Raw genomic sequence first — 14870 nt, 5'->3', positions numbered from 1 at the left:
ATCGCTGATAAGGTGAAAACGCAACCAGGATTGCCAACGAGATGAAGATCGACCGCCAGCGTATCGTCGATGAGGCGCTTCTGCTTTTGAACGAAGCGGGATTGGACGCGCTCTCCACCCGCGCGCTGGCCGAGCGCCTCGGCATCCGCCAGCCAGCACTTTACTGGCATTTCAAGGGAAAGCGCGCGCTGATCGACGCGATGAATGCCGAGATTCTGAGACGCGGGCATACGCATGCGGCACCAAAACCCGGAGACGTGTGGAGCGCCTATCTGCTCGCCAACTGCCGCAGCTTTCGCAACGCGCTGCTTGCCTATCGTGATGGCGGGCGCGTGCATGCAGGAACGGAGGCCGACCCGCAGGATCTTGCAAAGGTCGAGACTCAGATCGGCCTGCTCGTGGATGCCGGGATGACGCCGGAGACCGCGATGGAGCTTCTCGTCGCCCTCGGGCGCTATACGCTCGGCTGCGTGATCGAAGAGCAGGCGGAGCCGCAGCCCAACACGAAGCAGCTTGACGAGGCAGCCGTCAATTATCCGCTGACGAGCCGCGCCGTTCTGCACTACCGCGACAGCGGCCCTGGGATGTTTTTCGAGGCCGGTGTCACCCTGATGATCGAGGCCGCGGCGATGCGCCTGGCAAAGCGACAGGCTTGATCCGGCGTCAGTTTCTCAGCCGGTAACCGGTCCTGAACATCCAGCCGAGTGTGCCAAGGCAGATCGCCAGGAACAGCGTGATCATCCCGAGGCTGATCAGCGGATTGACGTCGGCGATCCCGTAGAAGCTCCAGCGGAAACCGCTGACAAGATAGAGCACCGGATTGAAATGGCTGACCGCCTGCCAGAAGGGCGGCAGCATGTTGATCGAATAGAAGCTGCCGCCGAGAAAGGTTAGCGGCGGGACCACCAGCATCGGGATCAGGTTCAACTGCTCGAAATTGCCGGCCCAGATACCGATCATGAAGCCGAACAGGCTGAAGGTGATCGCCGTCAGCAGGAAGAACAGCATCATCATGAAGGGATGCTCGATCCTCACTTCGACGAAGGCATTGGCCGTCAGCAGGATGATCAGCCCGATCAGCAATCCCTTGGTGGCCGCCGCCCCGACATAACCGAGCAGGATTTCCGTCATCGCAACAGGCGCCGACAGCACCTCGTAGATCGTCCCGGTGAATTTCGGAAAGTAGATGCCGAAGGAACCGTTGCTGATGCACTGGCCGAGCAGCGTCAGCATGATCAGGCCGGGCGTTATGAAAGCGCCGTAGGAGACACCTTCTACCGTCTGGATGCGCGAACCGACGGCGGCGCCGAAGACGATGAAATAGAGCGAGGTCGAGATGACAGGCGAGACGACGCTCTGCAGCAGCGTGCGGCGCGTGCGCGCCATCTCGAAGAAGTAGATGGATTTGACGGCTTCGATATTCATTTGGCGCCTCCCACGAGTGCCACGAAGATATCCTCGAGCGAGCTTTGCCGCGTCGAGAGATCCTTGAAATGGATGTTGTCTGCCGAAAGCCGGGTCAGAAGCGCCGCGATGCTTTCCTGCTCGTTATGCGCATCGAAATTGTAGACCAGCCGCGCGCCGCCCTGTTCCAGCGACAGGCCGTTTCCGGCAAAATGCTCCGGCAGCTTTTCAAGCGGCTCGGTGAGTTCGAGGATCAGCTGCTTGCGGCCGAGCTTGGCCATCAGCGCCGCCTTGTCTTCGACGAGCAGCAGCTTGCCACCGTTGATGACGCCGACACGATCGGCGATCTCTTCGGCCTCTTCGATATAGTGGGTCGTCAGAATGATCGTGACGCCCGAGGCGCGCAGCTGCTCGACGACGCGCCACATGTCCTTGCGCAGCGTCACATCGACACCGGCCGTCGGCTCGTCGAGGAAGAGGATTTCCGGCTCGTGGCTCAGCGCCTTGGCGATCAGCACGCGCCGCTTCATGCCGCCGGAAAGCTGCCGCAGCGTGTTGTCCTTCTTGTCCCAGAGAGACAGGTCGCGCAGCACCTTCTCGATATGCGCCGGATTCGGCTTCTTGCCGTGCAAGCCGCGTGAGAAGCTCACCGTGTTCCAGACGGTCTCGAACTGGTCGGTCGTCAGCTCCTGCGGCACAAGGCCGATCATCGTCCGCGTCGCGCGGAAATTCTTGACCACGTCGTTGCCGCCGACGAGCACCTCGCCGCCGCTCGGATTGACGATGCCGCAGACGATCGAGATCATCGTCGTCTTGCCTGCGCCATTGGGGCCGAGCAGCGCCAGGATTTCGCCCTTCTCGACATCGAGATCGATGCCCTTCAGCGCTTCAAATCCATTGGCATAATGCTTGGTGAGATTGCGGATCGAAATGATGGGTGTCATGCGGCTTTTGGATGTTTCCTCTTACTGGGCCGCTATATAGCCCCTTTGTGACACTTTGACATCCCGTACCCCGTGAACACACTATTCAGCGGGCAAGCCATAGTGGCGCGAAGAAAAGCGGCCAGCGGAAAATCGTCTTTCCATCGCCCTTGTCATCAACCGGTGATCTTCGCGGAGGATAACCGCCACAGAGGCAAGCAACGGTTTCCGCCCCGCCGCCCATCCCTTTGCGGAACCGTCAACGGGCGCTCGTTACGCCCATATTTCCGCTGCCTCTATTTGTAGAGAAATGCCGCCGTAAGCACGAACACTTTTAGAACCCGGTCGATTTCCCCTGAAGACCGGTCAGTCTGAGCCGGCGTTTCGCCGGCTTTCTTTTTGAGCGCTCACCACTGTCCGTTGAGGCCGCAGCCGAAGGGCGGCAGCGTCTTGCCTTCGAAACGGCTCTTCAGCATGCCGCAGCCGATCTCGCGGATGGGTCCCGGCATCATCGTGTTTAGACCGATGCCGACCTCGTCGAAGGGGTCGCTCGCATAGGCGACATAGACATACCAGCGCCCGCCGAAAACGGCGGCTGCGGCAATCACCACCACAAGAAAAAGCATGACGAAATTCGGGCGCCTGCGGTCTGCCATCTCTGCTCTCCTCTTCCAGGAGTGCCCGTCAGATCAGATTCCCCGGCATGCGCCAAGAAGGCACGCTAGCTGCAATAGACCCGGCCGCTTTTGCGGTCTCTCAGATCGAAGTGGAAGTGATTCCAGTGTTCGGGGTTGCTGCCGGGGCCAAGCACGGTGTTGAAATACTTGCAGCTGTCGCTGCGCACCGCCTTGAGCAGACGGCCCTCACGGAAGGAGAACAGCCCCTTCTTGCGGATATCGATCTCGTGACCGTTCTTCAGCACGAACTTGCCGACATCGATCGCATTGCCATGCGCATGCTCCGACATCGGATTGTATTTCTGGCGGCTGTTGTTCATGCGCCGGCAGGAATAACCGCCGAGCGGCTCGATCGTCTTGATGCCCGACCAGTAGCGAAAGCGTGCCGACGGCGCGAGCTCGTTCTTCACCCATTTGGCGAAGGCGAGCGTCACCTGGCAGTTCAGCGTCACRGCCGGCCGGACGCCGATATTGCCGGAAAGCCCCTGCAAGGAGATCGGGTAAGGCACCTGGCAGGCAGGACCATTGGAGATCGCCGGCTTGTCAGTGAAAACCACGCCCATGCGCTTCAGTTCGCGGCGGCAGGAAAGCTCCGAGGCCGGCATCACGCTCGGATCAGCGGGCATGGCCGGCGTGCTCATCATAGGATCGTTCGGCCTCAGCATCGCCACTTCCTGGCTCTCGTTCTCTTCGGGAACGCGCTGCGGGGCAACGACTGCGCTGCCGTCATTCCAGGCGGCGGCCTGGTTCATCTCGGCCTGTGCGGCCGGGCGCGGCATGTGGCGCTGGTTGGTCTGAACAGGCGCATCGGTGCCGATGCCATCGACCACGGGCTCGGCCGTCTCGCCTTCGGCGATCTGCTGCTGTTGCTCCTGGGCAAGGCCGACGACCGGTTCGGCGCCGAGTTCGGAATCCATGTTGACGCCGCCCTCGGGAACCGAAAGCTGGCGCGTGCCACCCCAGTTGCCGGGCTCATTCTGAGAGCGCGGCACCTGTTGCTGGGCAAGCGCCTCGTCACTGTCGATCATCGGCAGCTTGCCGCCGGGCGCCGGAGCGGCATCGCTGGCGGAACGTCCCTCGCCCGCAAGGTTTGGCGTATCGAGGTAATCGACCGATCCGCCGGCGCGCGAAACGGGCGCCGAAGCGGGATAGGATTGCGCCGTTTCCATCGGCGCCATGCGCATGGCGGACTGTCTTGGCGGAGAAATGGAGCTGACTTTGGTGCCGCGATCGACATTGGCAGGCGGCACGAGGCCGTCACTGATGGAACAAGTCGTAAGCGCCGTGGAAACCAGCGTGGTCAGCACGATACGCCGCAGAAGAGAGACAGACACAATACCCTCCATCGCCCCGCAGCCCTGCTTGCAACCTGAAGAATTCCAATCAAATTTAAATAAAACTCGTGAAGGAAAGCTTACCCCTGGTGGAAAAGGCGGTTTCCCGCCTTTTCCGGATGCTCTCAGGCCGCCCGGTTATAGGCGCGCGGCGCCGCCCGCTGGCTCTGGCCGAGGCGGAAGTTGGAGAGCAGCGTGCGCAGCTGGTTGCTCTCGGCAGCCAGCGTCTGGCTGGCTGCGGTCGTCTCCTCGACCATCGCAGCGTTCTGCTGCGTCATCTGATCCATGTGATTGACCGAGGTGTTGATCTCCTGCAGCCCGGTTGCCTGCTCGCGCGCCGCCGTGGCGATCGAATTCACGTGGTCATTGACCTTGTTGACCAGCGCCTCGATTTCCACCAGCGCATCGCCCGTCGAGCGGACAAGGGAAACGCCGTTGCCGACTTCCGCAGCCGAGTTGCTGATCAGTGTCTTGATCTCCTTGGCGGCGTTTGCGGAGCGCTGCGCCAGCTCGCGGACCTCCTGCGCAACGACGGCAAAGCCGCGGCCGGCCTCGCCCGCACGCGCCGCCTCGACGCCTGCATTGAGCGCCAGAAGGTTGGTCTGGAAGGCGATCTCGTCGATGACGCCGATGATCTGGCCGATACGGCTGGACGAATCCTCGATCCGGCTCATCGCCGCAACGGCATTGCGGACGATCTCGCCCGACTTGCCGGCGCTGGTCTTGGTCTCGGACACCATCTCGCGCGCTTCCGTCGCCCGCTCGGAGGCTGTGCGGACGGTCGCCGTGATCTCGTCGAGCGCCGCTGCCGTCTCTTCCAGAGCGGCCGCTTGCTGCTCGGTGCGCTTCGAAAGATTGTTGGTCGCTTCGCTGATATTGGCGGCGCTGTCGTTGACGATATGGCTCGATTCCGAAATCGCCTGGATGACGCTGCTAAGCGCACCGGCAGCCGCATTGAAATCCGAACGCAGCTTGGCATATTCCTCGCCGAGATCGCCGACCGTGACCGTCAGATCACCGGCGGCAAGACGCTCGAGGCCCTGGCCAAGCGTCATCATCGCGTGGTTCTGGCGTTCGGCGGAGCTACGCATCCGCTGCTCGCTGCTGCGGCGCTCACCATCCAGCTCGCGCTGACGGGAATCCTCGCGTGATCGCATCTCGCTACGCTCGATCATCGAGTCCCGCAGGACAAGCAGCGCCTTGGCCATGTGGCCGATCTCGTCACGGCGTTCGCTGTCAACCACTGCGGCAGTGGAGTCGTCGGCAGCAATGGCATGCATCGCAGCACCGATCCGCGCAACCGGACCGGTAACACTGCGAACGATCGCATAGGCAATGAGCAGGGTGACGATAGCGCCCGCACCACAGAGCAGCGCGGCCCAGAGTGCGTTCTGGCGGTAAAGCGCGGCAAGGTCGTCGCCATAGACGCCGGTGCCGACAACCCAGCCCCAGGGCTCGAAGCCGGCGACATGCGAGTATTTCAGAACAGGCTGCTCGGCGCCCGGCTTGGGCCAGTAGTAATCGACGAAGCCCTGGCCATGGGCCTTGACCGTATTGACGAACTCAACAAACAGGAACTTGCCGTTCGGATCCTTGTTCTGCGACAGGTCGGTGCCATTAAGCTCCGGCTTGATCGGATGCATCACCATCGTCGGGTGCATGTCGTTGATCCAAAAGTAGCCGCTGTCGCCATAGCGCATGGAAGCGATGACGTCCTTGACGGCAGTCTGCGCCTGCTCGCGCGTCAGCGTGCCGTCCTGCTCCATCTTGTAGTATTTCTTCATGATGTTGATGGCCGTCGCATCCATCTGGGCCAGACCGGCTTTCCGCTCGGCCTCAAGCTCCGAGTAGGAATAGTTCAGGAAGAACGCCATCACGCCGACGAAAATCGCCAGTGTAAGCCCGACAAGCCCGTACAGACGGGTCGAAATCTTTGTATTGCGCACGAAGTCCCCTCGCATTCACGCACTGATGATCAACGCAAATTCTGCAGGGCATGTCTTACCGGCCAGTGAAGCATTATTAGCTCGACTTCACATAACGTAACGGAAACAACCTCCCTGAACCGCCACGCAAGAGATAAATATATGAATTCTATTATATTTAAGCTCAGCGATTTTTTTGCGGGCTACCAAGAATAAAAATTGCCCAGTCAGCCATCGGAGACACACGGAGCACTATTCCAGCCGTGGGATCCCAAGATCTTACGATACCGCGCCTCCCCCATTTTGAGTATTTCGCTCGCCATCCTAACGCGTCTTGGCGGACACGAAGGGATTGGGGTTCGCGTCTGGGGTCGCGAGCCCCTTTTAACCACGAGGGGGGAGCTCCCATGACGGAACGCGCAATCGGTTTTCTGGTAGCCGCCGAGCTTTCGGCGCTCTTCTGGGCCGCACTCTTCTTCACGCTCGGCCGTCTCTGACAAATCCCTCCCTGCATAACCGCCGCATTGCCCTTGCCATCCGGCCGTCAAGCCTGCCATCTTCACTCTCCGTGACATGACAAGGACTTGATGATGAACGACAGCCCGAAGCCGAAAGGTGAACTGACCCTCCGCACGCTCGCCATGCCCGGCGACGCCAATCCGGCGGGGGATATTTTCGGCGGCTGGGTCATGGCGCAGATGGACTTGGCAAGTGGCATCCGCGCCGCCGAGCGCGCCCGCGGCCGCGTCGTCACCGCCGCCGTCAAGGAAATGGCTTTCGAACTGCCGGTCAAGATCGGCGATACTCTCTCCGTCTATACCAACATCGACCGCGTCGGCCGCACCTCGATCACCCTCTGCGTCGAGGCCTGGGCGCACCGATCGCGCTACAACAAGATGGAGAAAGTCACCGCCGGTACCTTCATCATGGTGGCGCTGGACGAGAACGGAGCGCCGATGCCTGTCCCTGCCGAGTGACTTGGCTCTCATCAGGCTCGCAGGAACTGCGAGCCCTTGTCAAAACTCAACCCCGGAAAGATCTTCGCCGTCAGGTCTTCGGCAGTAACGTCGAACTGCCGGTAGAGCATCGCCGCGGCGATCTCCCGAACATCGGCCGTCGGCATCAGATCGCGATCGTCGAGCAATTGGGCATCGCCGATGCCCGGCCATTTACCGAGGATACGTCCGCCATTGATGGCTCCGCCCGCAAGCAGCGCGCAACCGCCCGTTCCATGATCCGTGCCGCCGGAGCCATTCTGCCGCACGGTGCGGCCGAACTCGGTCATCGCAAGGACGACCGTCTTCGACCAGATATCAGCGCCTAGCGTGGTTTTCAGTGTGTTGATCGCTTCCGCCAGATCCTGAACCGGTCGCTTGAACTGCGCGGCTTGCCCGACATGCGTATCCCAGCCGGTGATCGAGAAGCTTGCGATCCGGTAGTCGCCCTTCAGCATGTTGCCAGCAAGTACGGCGACATCGGCGATCTTCTCGCCGCGCTTGCCATCGGGTTCGGCAATCATCGCAGCGCCATTGGCCCGGGTCGCCTCCTCCATCGCCTTGGCAAAGGCGGGGTCCCCGGCATAGAGCCGCATCAGAAACTGCATTTCATCCTTGGCGGTGCTGAGATTGGAATCCGATGCCCACACATCGACATTGTTCGGACCTGAAAGGATCAGCTCCGTCGATGTGTTGACGTCGATCGCCTTGCGCGCATCCGAGCGCGGGATGACGGCAAGCGCCCTGTTGAGCCAGCCGTTTTTTTCTTCGGCCACATGTTCGCCGCCCGATTCCAGCATATCCTGGCCGTCGAAATGGCTGCGCTGGTCGCGATAGGGCGTCGAGACCGCATGGACGAAGGCCAGCTCCTTCGACTTCCACAATGGCAGAAGATCTGCGCCGGCCGGATTGAGGCCGAAATGACCGTCGAGATCGATGAGCCCCTTATCCGGCGTCAGCGCCAGTGTCGGACGCAGCGTTGCAAAACCGGCCTCGCCATAGGGCTGGACCAGATCGAGGCCATCCATGGCGCCGCGCAGCACGATGGTGACGAACCTGTTGTCGCCCGGCATGGCGGCGAAGGTGACGGGCGTGAAAACCGGGGCAGCGGCGAGACAGCAGGCGGAGGCCAGAAAACCACGGCGGGAAAGCAAAAACTCTGTCATGGCCGGTCTCCTTATCGGCGGTTGAATTCGGGTGAGGCAAGAACCAGCGTCAACCCGCTGATCTTGCTCGGCGCCTGCGAAACGACCTGGATTGTCTCGTCGCGCGCCGCATCCCCGAGCGTTGCCTTGAGGAAGTCGCGAGGATCCTCGTCCTTGCCGAATTGCGCCGAAGCCCGCCGGGCCCAGGCGAGCCGCTCGGCAAGCTGGCTTGCGGTGATCCAGGCGCCGAATGTCTCGTCGAAACCTGCGGGGCTCGGCGGCAGCCAGACCGGCTGGCCCATACGGCGTAACGCACCCTGCCCCAAAGCTCTGGCGGTTTGAGACGCCTTGCGCCGCTTGACCGCCTCTTTACCGGCGGGATCGGCAGGCGCCACGTTCTTCATCGCATCCCCGCCAGCCATCGCCGCAGGCGGTGCGGCCATCGCAGTATTGGCATCGCCGTCATCATCCTGATTGGCTTCCATGAAGCTCCCGGCATTCAGCGCCCGCAGCCCGGCAACCACGAAATCGAAAGGCTGGCGCGCCTTCGAGCCCTCGTCGCGCCAGGCGGCCGGATGGTCGAGCATCGCGCCATAGACAGCCGTCAGATCGCCGTCTGCGCGCTTCCAGACATCCGCCATCGCCGAGATCATTTCGGACGGCGGCTGATCGGAGATGAAATGGACGCAAAGCTTGCGGCAGATGTGCTCGGCCGTCTTCGGATACGCCGCGAGGTCATCCAGCATCGCGAGATAGTCCTTGCGCGTTCGCCGTTCACCGCCGTAGGAGATGCCAAGCACGCTATGCTGCCCGGGCTCGGAAAGACGCGGACGAAAGACGGTATCCACATCGTCACGATCCACGGTAAGTCCAGTCAGCACCATGGCGGCGCCCCGCACGTCGGCCTGCGTATAGCCGCTGCCTGCGCCGAGCGTATGGAGCTCCAGCAGTTCGCGCCCGAGATTTTCGTTGAGGCCTTTCCTCTGCCGTATCCCGCCGGGCGAATCCGGCCCCTGAGACTGTGCCTGATCGAGATAGATCAACATCGCCGGATGCTCGGTCGCCGCTCGCAAGAGATCGCGGAACGAGCCGCCGAGATTCGGACGGATCGCCTCGGCCTCGTAGAGCGGCACCATCATCCGCATCGGCAGGCTCTTGTTGGCGCTGGTCGAGAAATGGTTGGTCCAGAACGTCGCCAGCCGCTCGTAAAAACCGTTGGCCGAAAGCACCGGCTGCATCAGTCGCTGATTGGCATCGCGCTGGAACCCGCGCTGCACTTGCCGTTGCAGATCGCGGCGCCGGTCGCGGCGCTCGCCCTCGTCGCCGCCGGCGTTGGCATCCTGACGCATCGCTTTCAGCTGATCCTGCAGCGCCGTCAGCCGCTGGCGGCATGCATCAGCGCCGCCGGCCGGAAAAGACGGCGGGCTCTGCGCCCCGGTCTTCAGCTGGCCGAGAAGCGCCTGGATATCCTGCGGCCCAGACTCGCCGGGCCGGAAGCCGTAACCGAAACGGATAGCCGCCATCGTCTGAAATGACACGCTCATGGCCAATCACCTCATCATCACCTGATGGTGACAAGGTCTCAACCAAATGCGACTGCATTCAGGCAGATTGCAGACATGGACTATTTGTAATTATTGGGTTTTCGGCCCGTTGAACCGACAGACGCAGCAGCATGCTGCTCCAGCTCCTCGATCGGAATATACACATCCGTCTCGCCTGCTTTATGATCGGGATGCGAGACCTTGGCATCGATATCATCGGGCAGAGCCAGCGCCTGCTCCGTGTTCATGATGCCCATCGGTACCTTGCCTTCGGCGGTGGATACGACGACTTCAACGAGTGGTTTGTTCTTCTGCATTATTGATCTCCGGTTCTGGAAACCAACGCAGAACGCCTCCACCCGTTCCCCGCCGGCCGGTCACTCGATGTTACCGGCCGTCATGATGCCACCACCTCCCCGTTGAAAAACGCCGCTCGTTTTGATGTCGCGGTTGTGTCCGGCGCGATAGGGGCTGCGCGTTTGAAACGCAGATCCAGCCAGCCGACAGTCGATGCCAGATCCCAATCCTCTCAGCGAATATATGCGCGTCGTGCGCACGCTTAACCTCTACAAGCTCCAGCTTCTTGCCATCGAGTCCAAGCTTCGCAAGGGTGGCACGCCGGCGCGCAAGAACCTGCTGGAACAGCGCCACGGCGACATTTCGGCCGAGATGGAGGCGTTGCGGGCAGAGGGCGATGACTGGCTGGACAAGCTCCGCCGCCGCGTCCGCTGAATCACGCCTCGGCGATCCGCAGCCGCAGGGTGGCAAGCGACCGCTCAGTCTCGCTGATCTCGTTGCGGACGAGCGCTTCCCGTCTGTGATCCATTCCGCCCCCGGCAAGTGCAGCATCGACAAGCTCCAGGATGCCGGTTGCGTCGACAACCACCCGCGTCGCGATGCGCTGAAGGCCGACCGTCTCGGCCGGCTGGCCATCGTGGCCCGCGGCATCAGGCACTGGACGATCGGCGGCGACGAAACCCGTTTCCTTCAGCAGGCAATTGACGAGCCGTACATCCGGTACCACCCGCACCAGGGCATTGATCTCATCCGCCGAAAAGCACGTCCGGTTGATCAGCCTCGAATGCAGGACGGCATAGGTCATGCCGAGCGCCGCGGCCACCGCCTCGATACCCGGCTTCTTCTCGACGACGAGGACGGTATAGGCGATATCTGCAAACTCGCGGCCGCGCTCTGCCATGGTCCACTCCCTCTATGGGTAAGAGTGTCCATGCAGCAGAAGACAATGGCAAGTGGCAACGTGCCGTTGAAAAGACGGCGCCGATTTGATGGAACTCGCATGCGCGGCCGGTTAGGCAACCGGCGCGCTGCGATCACCACCCCGGTCGCGGCGAAGGCCGCCCGTCCGCTTACGCCGCATCGCGGGCGGCCGCATCCTCATCCGCGGAAGATGAAGGACGCGCCGAGCGCAATGAGCGCAAAGCCGATCGCATGGTTCCAGGTCAGGTTTTCGCCGAGCCAGAAGATCGAGAAGCCGGCGAAAACGATCAGCGTGATCACCTCCTGCATCGTCTTCAGTTGCGCCGTCGAATAGACTTCCGAGCCCATMCGGTTGGCGGGAACGGCGAGGCAATATTCGAAGAAGGCAATGCCCCAGCTGGCAAGAATGGCCAGGAAAATGGCGCTGCTCTTGTGCTTCAGATGCCCGTACCAGGCAAAGGTCATGAAGATGTTGGAGGCAAAAAGCATGATGACCGGCCAGACGGCGGCGGGGCTCAGCGAAAACGGCATATGAGAATCCTTGGAAGGCGTGACTGCTGGCGCCAGCATGTATCCCGAAATTCACGCTCTTCAAGCCCCGCGGAACCCATTGGGCGCATTTGAAGAAAATCGAAGCGCCCCTGCCGCAGGCGCGGAACTTTTGATCCGGGCCGCCGTTCATGGCGAGCGCCGGAAGCGGCCCGCAAACCGCGGAGCCACCTTCAGGACACCACCGTCCTGAAGGAAGAGCAGAGATGCCATCGCCGCAACAATCCGCCCTCAGCCGCCGCTCGCTGGTCGCGCTGGCGACGCTCAATTTCTTTCTTGCCGACGCCCGCGACGGACTGGGGCCATTCCTCGACGGCTTCCTCGCCACGCATGGCTGGTCGCCGATGACGCTCGGCATTGTCGCAACGCTCGGCGGCATCCTTGGGCTGATCGCCACACCGATGTTCGGCGCCTTGGTCGATGCCTCGCCACACAAACGGCTGCTGATCATCATCCCGGTCGTCTTGGTCACCGCCGCCGCACTCTGGACGCTGGCCAGCCCCGGAAACGCCTCCGTCTTCGGCGGCCAGTCGGCAACCGCGATTGTCGGGGCGGTGATCGGCCCAGCGCTGATGGGCCTGACGCTTGGTCTCGTTGGCGAGGCGGCCTTTCCGGATCAGGTGGCGCGCAACGAATTCTGGAACCATGCCGGCAATGTCGTCTCTCTGGCCGGGGTCTATCTCGCCACCCTGCTTTTCGGGCTCAACGGCATCATCTGGCTAATGATTGCGACGGCCGTAGCCACGATTGGCGCCACGCTGGCGATCGATCCGCGCAGCATCGACAACGCCGTCGCGCGCGGTCTGGCCCATGACGACGGCACGCCCGGCCCGTCGGGCTATTCGATCATTGCCAGCTCGCGCGGCCTCATCCTCCTTGCTGTAACGCTGCTGATCTTCCATTTCGGCAATGCGCCGATGAGCCGCCTGATCGCCCAGGATTTTTCGATCCAGCTCGGCACCCCCTTCCGCACGACGGCAATTGTCACCGGCGTCTCTCAACTGTCGATGATCGCCATGGCGCTGGCCGCACCTTTCCTGATCCGGCGCTTCGGCCTCGCGCTCGTCTTCATCATAGCGCTCTGTGCCCTGCCGCTCCGCGGCGCCATCGCCGGAAGCTTCGGCAATTTCGCAGCGATCTATCCGGTGCAGTTCCTCGACGGCGTCGGCGCCGGACTGATCGGCATCGCCACGCCGCTTGCCGCCGAGCGCATCCTCTCCGGCACCGGACGCTTCAACGCCGGCCTCGCCGCCGTCATGACTGTTCAGGGTATCGGCGCATCCCTCAGCAATATCGTTGCCGGCTGGCTGACCAAGGAAGGCGGCTATGCGCTCGCCTACTGGGTCCACGGCGCCGCAGCCATCGCAGCCATCGGGGTGTTCTGGTATGGGCGGCGGGCGATCGTGCCCGAGCGCCCGAAGACCCGGACACCAGCGCCGGCGGTTACCACCGCAGCCCTCTAGATTGCCATATCTGATTGTATTCAATTCGTCTCAAATGACCCGCCGGCTTCGTAATGTATAAGCTCGCCGACTTCGTCTCGTACGCCGCATTGGAAACGGTGCAGAAATCGCTATGCCCGCGGTCAGCAAGAATTCATTAGGAAAGGTAACGGCGAAATTTATCGCCTTCATGATACCGGCCATCGTGCAAACCGGATCATAAAAAGTCGCAGTGGAACGCAATACCTGACCACCGCAAGGAAAGATTAGAAGACGCTGGTTAAGAAAAGACTACAATCGGCGAAAATCGGCGGCGGACGGCTCGCGTCCGCCGCAGCTACTCAGGCCCGGAATGCGCCTTTTGGCGTCTCGGCCTCGGCCGCGCCGAAGCGCACATCCTTCTTCTCGTAACCGAAGCCGGCAAGCAGCGCGACGACGGCGGCGACAATCGCCGCAACGACGAGAAGCGCCGTCGCATAGTCGCCGTTCCAATGGGCGGCCAGGCCCGCCTGCATCGTTGCATTGCCCGAGGCCAGCAGATTGCCTAGCTGGTAGGCAAAGCCGGGGAATGTGCCGCGCACTTCGTCTGGCGACAGTTCGTTGAGATGCACAGGCACTATCCCCCAGGCGCCCTGGACGAAAAACTGCATCAGGAACGCGCCAATCGCCAGCAGCACTGGCCCGGGCGCGTAGACCCATAGCGGTGCCACGGGGATCGCCAGCAGCGCCGCGATGACGATCGCCTTCTTGCGGCCGATCCGCTGCGACAGCGCACCGAAGAACAATCCGCCGCAGATCGCCCCGATATTGTAGACGATGGCGATCGCCCCGGTCGTGTAGCTGTCATAGCCGCGCTGGGTTTCCATGAAGGTCGGATAGATATCCTGCGTGCCGTGGCTGAGGAAATTGAACGCCGTCATCAGCAGCACAGACCAGATGAACAGCGGCACGTTTTCACGCAGGATCGTCAGAAACGGCCTGCGCCCTTCCCGCTGCCTTCGCAGAAAGGCCGGGCTCTCCTCGACGTTACGGCGGATATAGAGCACCAGCAGTGCCGGCAGCGCGCCGACGAAGAACATGCCGCGCCAGCCGATAACCGGAAACAGCAAGAAGAAGACGATCGACGCCAGCAGATAGCCGGACGGATAGCCTGCCTGAAGGATGCCGGAAACGATCCCACGGGATTCGTCTGGCACCGTTTCCATGACGAGTGAGGCGCCGACACCCCATTCCCCACCCATGGCGATGCCGTAGAGTGCCCTCAAGATCAGGAACATCGTCAGCCCGGTCGAAAAGCCGGTCAGGAACTCGAAGATGGAATAGAGCAGCACATCCGCCATCAGGGTGACGCGGCGGCCGAACCGGTCTGCCGCCAGCCCGAAGACCAGAGCACCGACCGCGCGCATCGCCAGCGTGAGGAAGATTGCCGCCGAGACGGCCGGAACGTCGGTGTGAAATTCTTCGGCAATGTGTTTGAGAACGAAGACGAGAATGAAGAAATCGAAGGCATCGAGGGTCCAGCCGAGATAGCTGGCGATCAGCGTATTGCGCTGCTGCGGTGTAAGCGCACGCAGACTTGCCAATGCGGACATCTGTTGTCCTCCATCCGAAAACGGCGGCGAGGCGGGGCAATTCCGGATGCCGTCGGAAAGAGTGCCCTGGAAACGGGCGGGAGCGCTGTTTGAAGACAGCGGATCACAACGTCAGCGCTGCT

The 14870-nt window shown here is 61.9% G+C and carries 15 protein-coding genes; 4 read left to right on the top strand and 11 right to left on the bottom strand.

Annotation, left to right across the window (positions count from 1 at the left end; translation table 11 throughout):
• Positions 1-41: 41 nt before the first annotated feature.
• The gene (locus tag AC1DIJ_RS16395) at positions 42-656 is read left to right on the top strand and encodes a TetR/AcrR family transcriptional regulator C-terminal domain-containing protein (protein ID WP_112387160.1); all 615 of its coding nucleotides are present in this window, start codon (positions 42-44) and stop codon (positions 654-656) included.
• 7 nt (positions 657-663) lie between these two features.
• Here AC1DIJ_RS16395 and AC1DIJ_RS16390 read toward each other — a convergent pair whose 3' ends face one another.
• The 5 genes from AC1DIJ_RS16390 to AC1DIJ_RS16370 all read right to left on the bottom strand — a co-directional run bounded on the left by AC1DIJ_RS16390 (position 664) and on the right by AC1DIJ_RS16370 (position 6284).
• On the bottom strand, positions 664-1425 hold the full coding sequence (locus AC1DIJ_RS16390) for an ABC transporter permease (protein WP_112387159.1): 762 nt from the start codon (positions 1423-1425) through the stop codon (positions 664-666).
• A complete protein-coding gene (locus tag AC1DIJ_RS16385) occupies positions 1422-2348 on the bottom strand; it encodes an ABC transporter ATP-binding protein (protein WP_112387158.1) in 927 nt (308 codons plus the stop codon). The genes AC1DIJ_RS16390 and AC1DIJ_RS16385 overlap by 4 nt, the downstream gene beginning before the upstream one ends.
• Positions 2349-2734: 386 nt before the next feature.
• Entirely contained in the window at positions 2735-2983 is a 249-nt protein-coding gene (locus tag AC1DIJ_RS16380) for a hypothetical protein (RefSeq protein WP_112387157.1), read from the bottom strand.
• 65 nt (positions 2984-3048) lie between these two features.
• Positions 3049-4350, bottom strand: coding sequence for an extensin-like domain-containing protein (locus AC1DIJ_RS16375; protein ID WP_477831478.1), 1302 nt, complete (start codon positions 4348-4350; stop codon positions 3049-3051).
• Between the two features lie 113 nt (positions 4351-4463).
• Positions 4464-6284 carry a methyl-accepting chemotaxis protein gene (locus tag AC1DIJ_RS16370; RefSeq protein WP_112387468.1) on the bottom strand — a complete coding sequence of 607 codons (1821 nt, stop codon included), beginning with the start codon at positions 6282-6284 and terminating at the stop codon, positions 4464-4466.
• Positions 6285-6853: 569 nt separating this feature from the next.
• Between AC1DIJ_RS16370 and AC1DIJ_RS16365 the strand changes: the two genes are divergently transcribed.
• Entirely contained in the window at positions 6854-7240 is a 387-nt protein-coding gene (locus tag AC1DIJ_RS16365; protein ID WP_112387467.1) for an acyl-CoA thioesterase, read from the top strand.
• An 11-nt stretch (positions 7241-7251) separates the two neighbouring features.
• Here AC1DIJ_RS16365 and AC1DIJ_RS16360 read toward each other — a convergent pair whose 3' ends face one another.
• The 3 genes from AC1DIJ_RS16360 to AC1DIJ_RS16350 form a co-directional block, all read right to left on the bottom strand.
• The gene (locus AC1DIJ_RS16360; protein ID WP_112387156.1) at positions 7252-8424 is read right to left on the bottom strand and encodes a DUF1501 domain-containing protein; all 1173 of its coding nucleotides are present in this window, start codon (positions 8422-8424) and stop codon (positions 7252-7254) included.
• Positions 8425-8435: 11 nt separating this feature from the next.
• Complete coding sequence (locus tag AC1DIJ_RS16355) at positions 8436-9947, bottom strand: DUF1800 domain-containing protein (RefSeq protein WP_112387155.1); 1512 nt, start codon at positions 9945-9947, stop codon at positions 8436-8438.
• 80 nt (positions 9948-10027) lie between these two features.
• The gene (locus AC1DIJ_RS16350; RefSeq protein WP_112387154.1) at positions 10028-10264 is read right to left on the bottom strand and encodes a hypothetical protein; all 237 of its coding nucleotides are present in this window, start codon (positions 10262-10264) and stop codon (positions 10028-10030) included.
• 193 nt (positions 10265-10457) lie between these two features.
• Between AC1DIJ_RS16350 and AC1DIJ_RS16345 the strand changes: the two genes are divergently transcribed.
• Positions 10458-10679, top strand: a complete 222-nt coding sequence (locus AC1DIJ_RS16345; protein WP_112387153.1) for a hypothetical protein — start codon at positions 10458-10460, stop codon at positions 10677-10679.
• A gap of 1 nt (position 10680) precedes the next feature.
• On the opposite strand, the gene AC1DIJ_RS16340 is transcribed toward AC1DIJ_RS16345, so the two are convergent.
• On the bottom strand, positions 10681-11145 hold the full coding sequence (locus AC1DIJ_RS16340; RefSeq protein ID WP_112387152.1) for a phage regulatory CII family protein: 465 nt from the start codon (positions 11143-11145) through the stop codon (positions 10681-10683).
• A 197-nt stretch (positions 11146-11342) separates the two neighbouring features.
• A complete protein-coding gene (locus AC1DIJ_RS16335; RefSeq protein ID WP_112387466.1) occupies positions 11343-11696 on the bottom strand; it encodes a DMT family protein in 354 nt (117 codons plus the stop codon).
• Between the two features lie 224 nt (positions 11697-11920).
• Here AC1DIJ_RS16335 and AC1DIJ_RS16330 point away from each other — a divergent pair, with 224 nt between their 5' ends.
• Positions 11921-13177: an MFS transporter gene (locus AC1DIJ_RS16330; protein ID WP_112387151.1), complete on the top strand. Its 1257-nt coding sequence runs from the start codon at positions 11921-11923 to the stop codon at positions 13175-13177.
• Between the two features lie 320 nt (positions 13178-13497).
• On the opposite strand, the gene AC1DIJ_RS16325 is transcribed toward AC1DIJ_RS16330, so the two are convergent.
• Positions 13498-14748, bottom strand: a complete 1251-nt coding sequence (locus tag AC1DIJ_RS16325; RefSeq protein WP_112387150.1) for an MFS transporter — start codon at positions 14746-14748, stop codon at positions 13498-13500.
• Between the last annotated feature and the right edge of the window lie 122 nt (positions 14749-14870).

This window comes from Rhizobium sp. 10N427 (genome assembly GCF_056394605.1).
This window is presented reverse-complemented; position numbering and strand designations above follow the sequence as displayed.

Coding starts and splice junctions, on each gene's coding strand:
- AC1DIJ_RS16395 (WP_112387160.1), top strand. CDS start 42: ATGAAGATCGACCGCCAGCGTATCGTCGATGAGGCGCTTCTGCTTTTG.
- AC1DIJ_RS16390 (WP_112387159.1), bottom strand. CDS start 1,425: ATGAATATCGAAGCCGTCAAATCCATCTACTTCTTCGAGATGGCGCGC.
- AC1DIJ_RS16385 (WP_112387158.1), bottom strand. CDS start 2,348: ATGACACCCATCATTTCGATCCGCAATCTCACCAAGCATTATGCCAAT.
- AC1DIJ_RS16380 (WP_112387157.1), bottom strand. CDS start 2,983: ATGGCAGACCGCAGGCGCCCGAATTTCGTCATGCTTTTTCTTGTGGTG.
- AC1DIJ_RS16365 (WP_112387467.1), top strand. CDS start 6,854: ATGAACGACAGCCCGAAGCCGAAAGGTGAACTGACCCTCCGCACGCTC.
- AC1DIJ_RS16360 (WP_112387156.1), bottom strand. CDS start 8,424: ATGACAGAGTTTTTGCTTTCCCGCCGTGGTTTTCTGGCCTCCGCCTGC.
- AC1DIJ_RS16355 (WP_112387155.1), bottom strand. CDS start 9,947: ATGAGCGTGTCATTTCAGACGATGGCGGCTATCCGTTTCGGTTACGGC.
- AC1DIJ_RS16350 (WP_112387154.1), bottom strand. CDS start 10,264: ATGCAGAAGAACAAACCACTCGTTGAAGTCGTCGTATCCACCGCCGAA.
- AC1DIJ_RS16345 (WP_112387153.1), top strand. CDS start 10,458: ATGCCAGATCCCAATCCTCTCAGCGAATATATGCGCGTCGTGCGCACG.
- AC1DIJ_RS16340 (WP_112387152.1), bottom strand. CDS start 11,145: ATGGCAGAGCGCGGCCGCGAGTTTGCAGATATCGCCTATACCGTCCTC.
- AC1DIJ_RS16330 (WP_112387151.1), top strand. CDS start 11,921: ATGCCATCGCCGCAACAATCCGCCCTCAGCCGCCGCTCGCTGGTCGCG.
- AC1DIJ_RS16325 (WP_112387150.1), bottom strand. CDS start 14,748: ATGTCCGCATTGGCAAGTCTGCGTGCGCTTACACCGCAGCAGCGCAAT.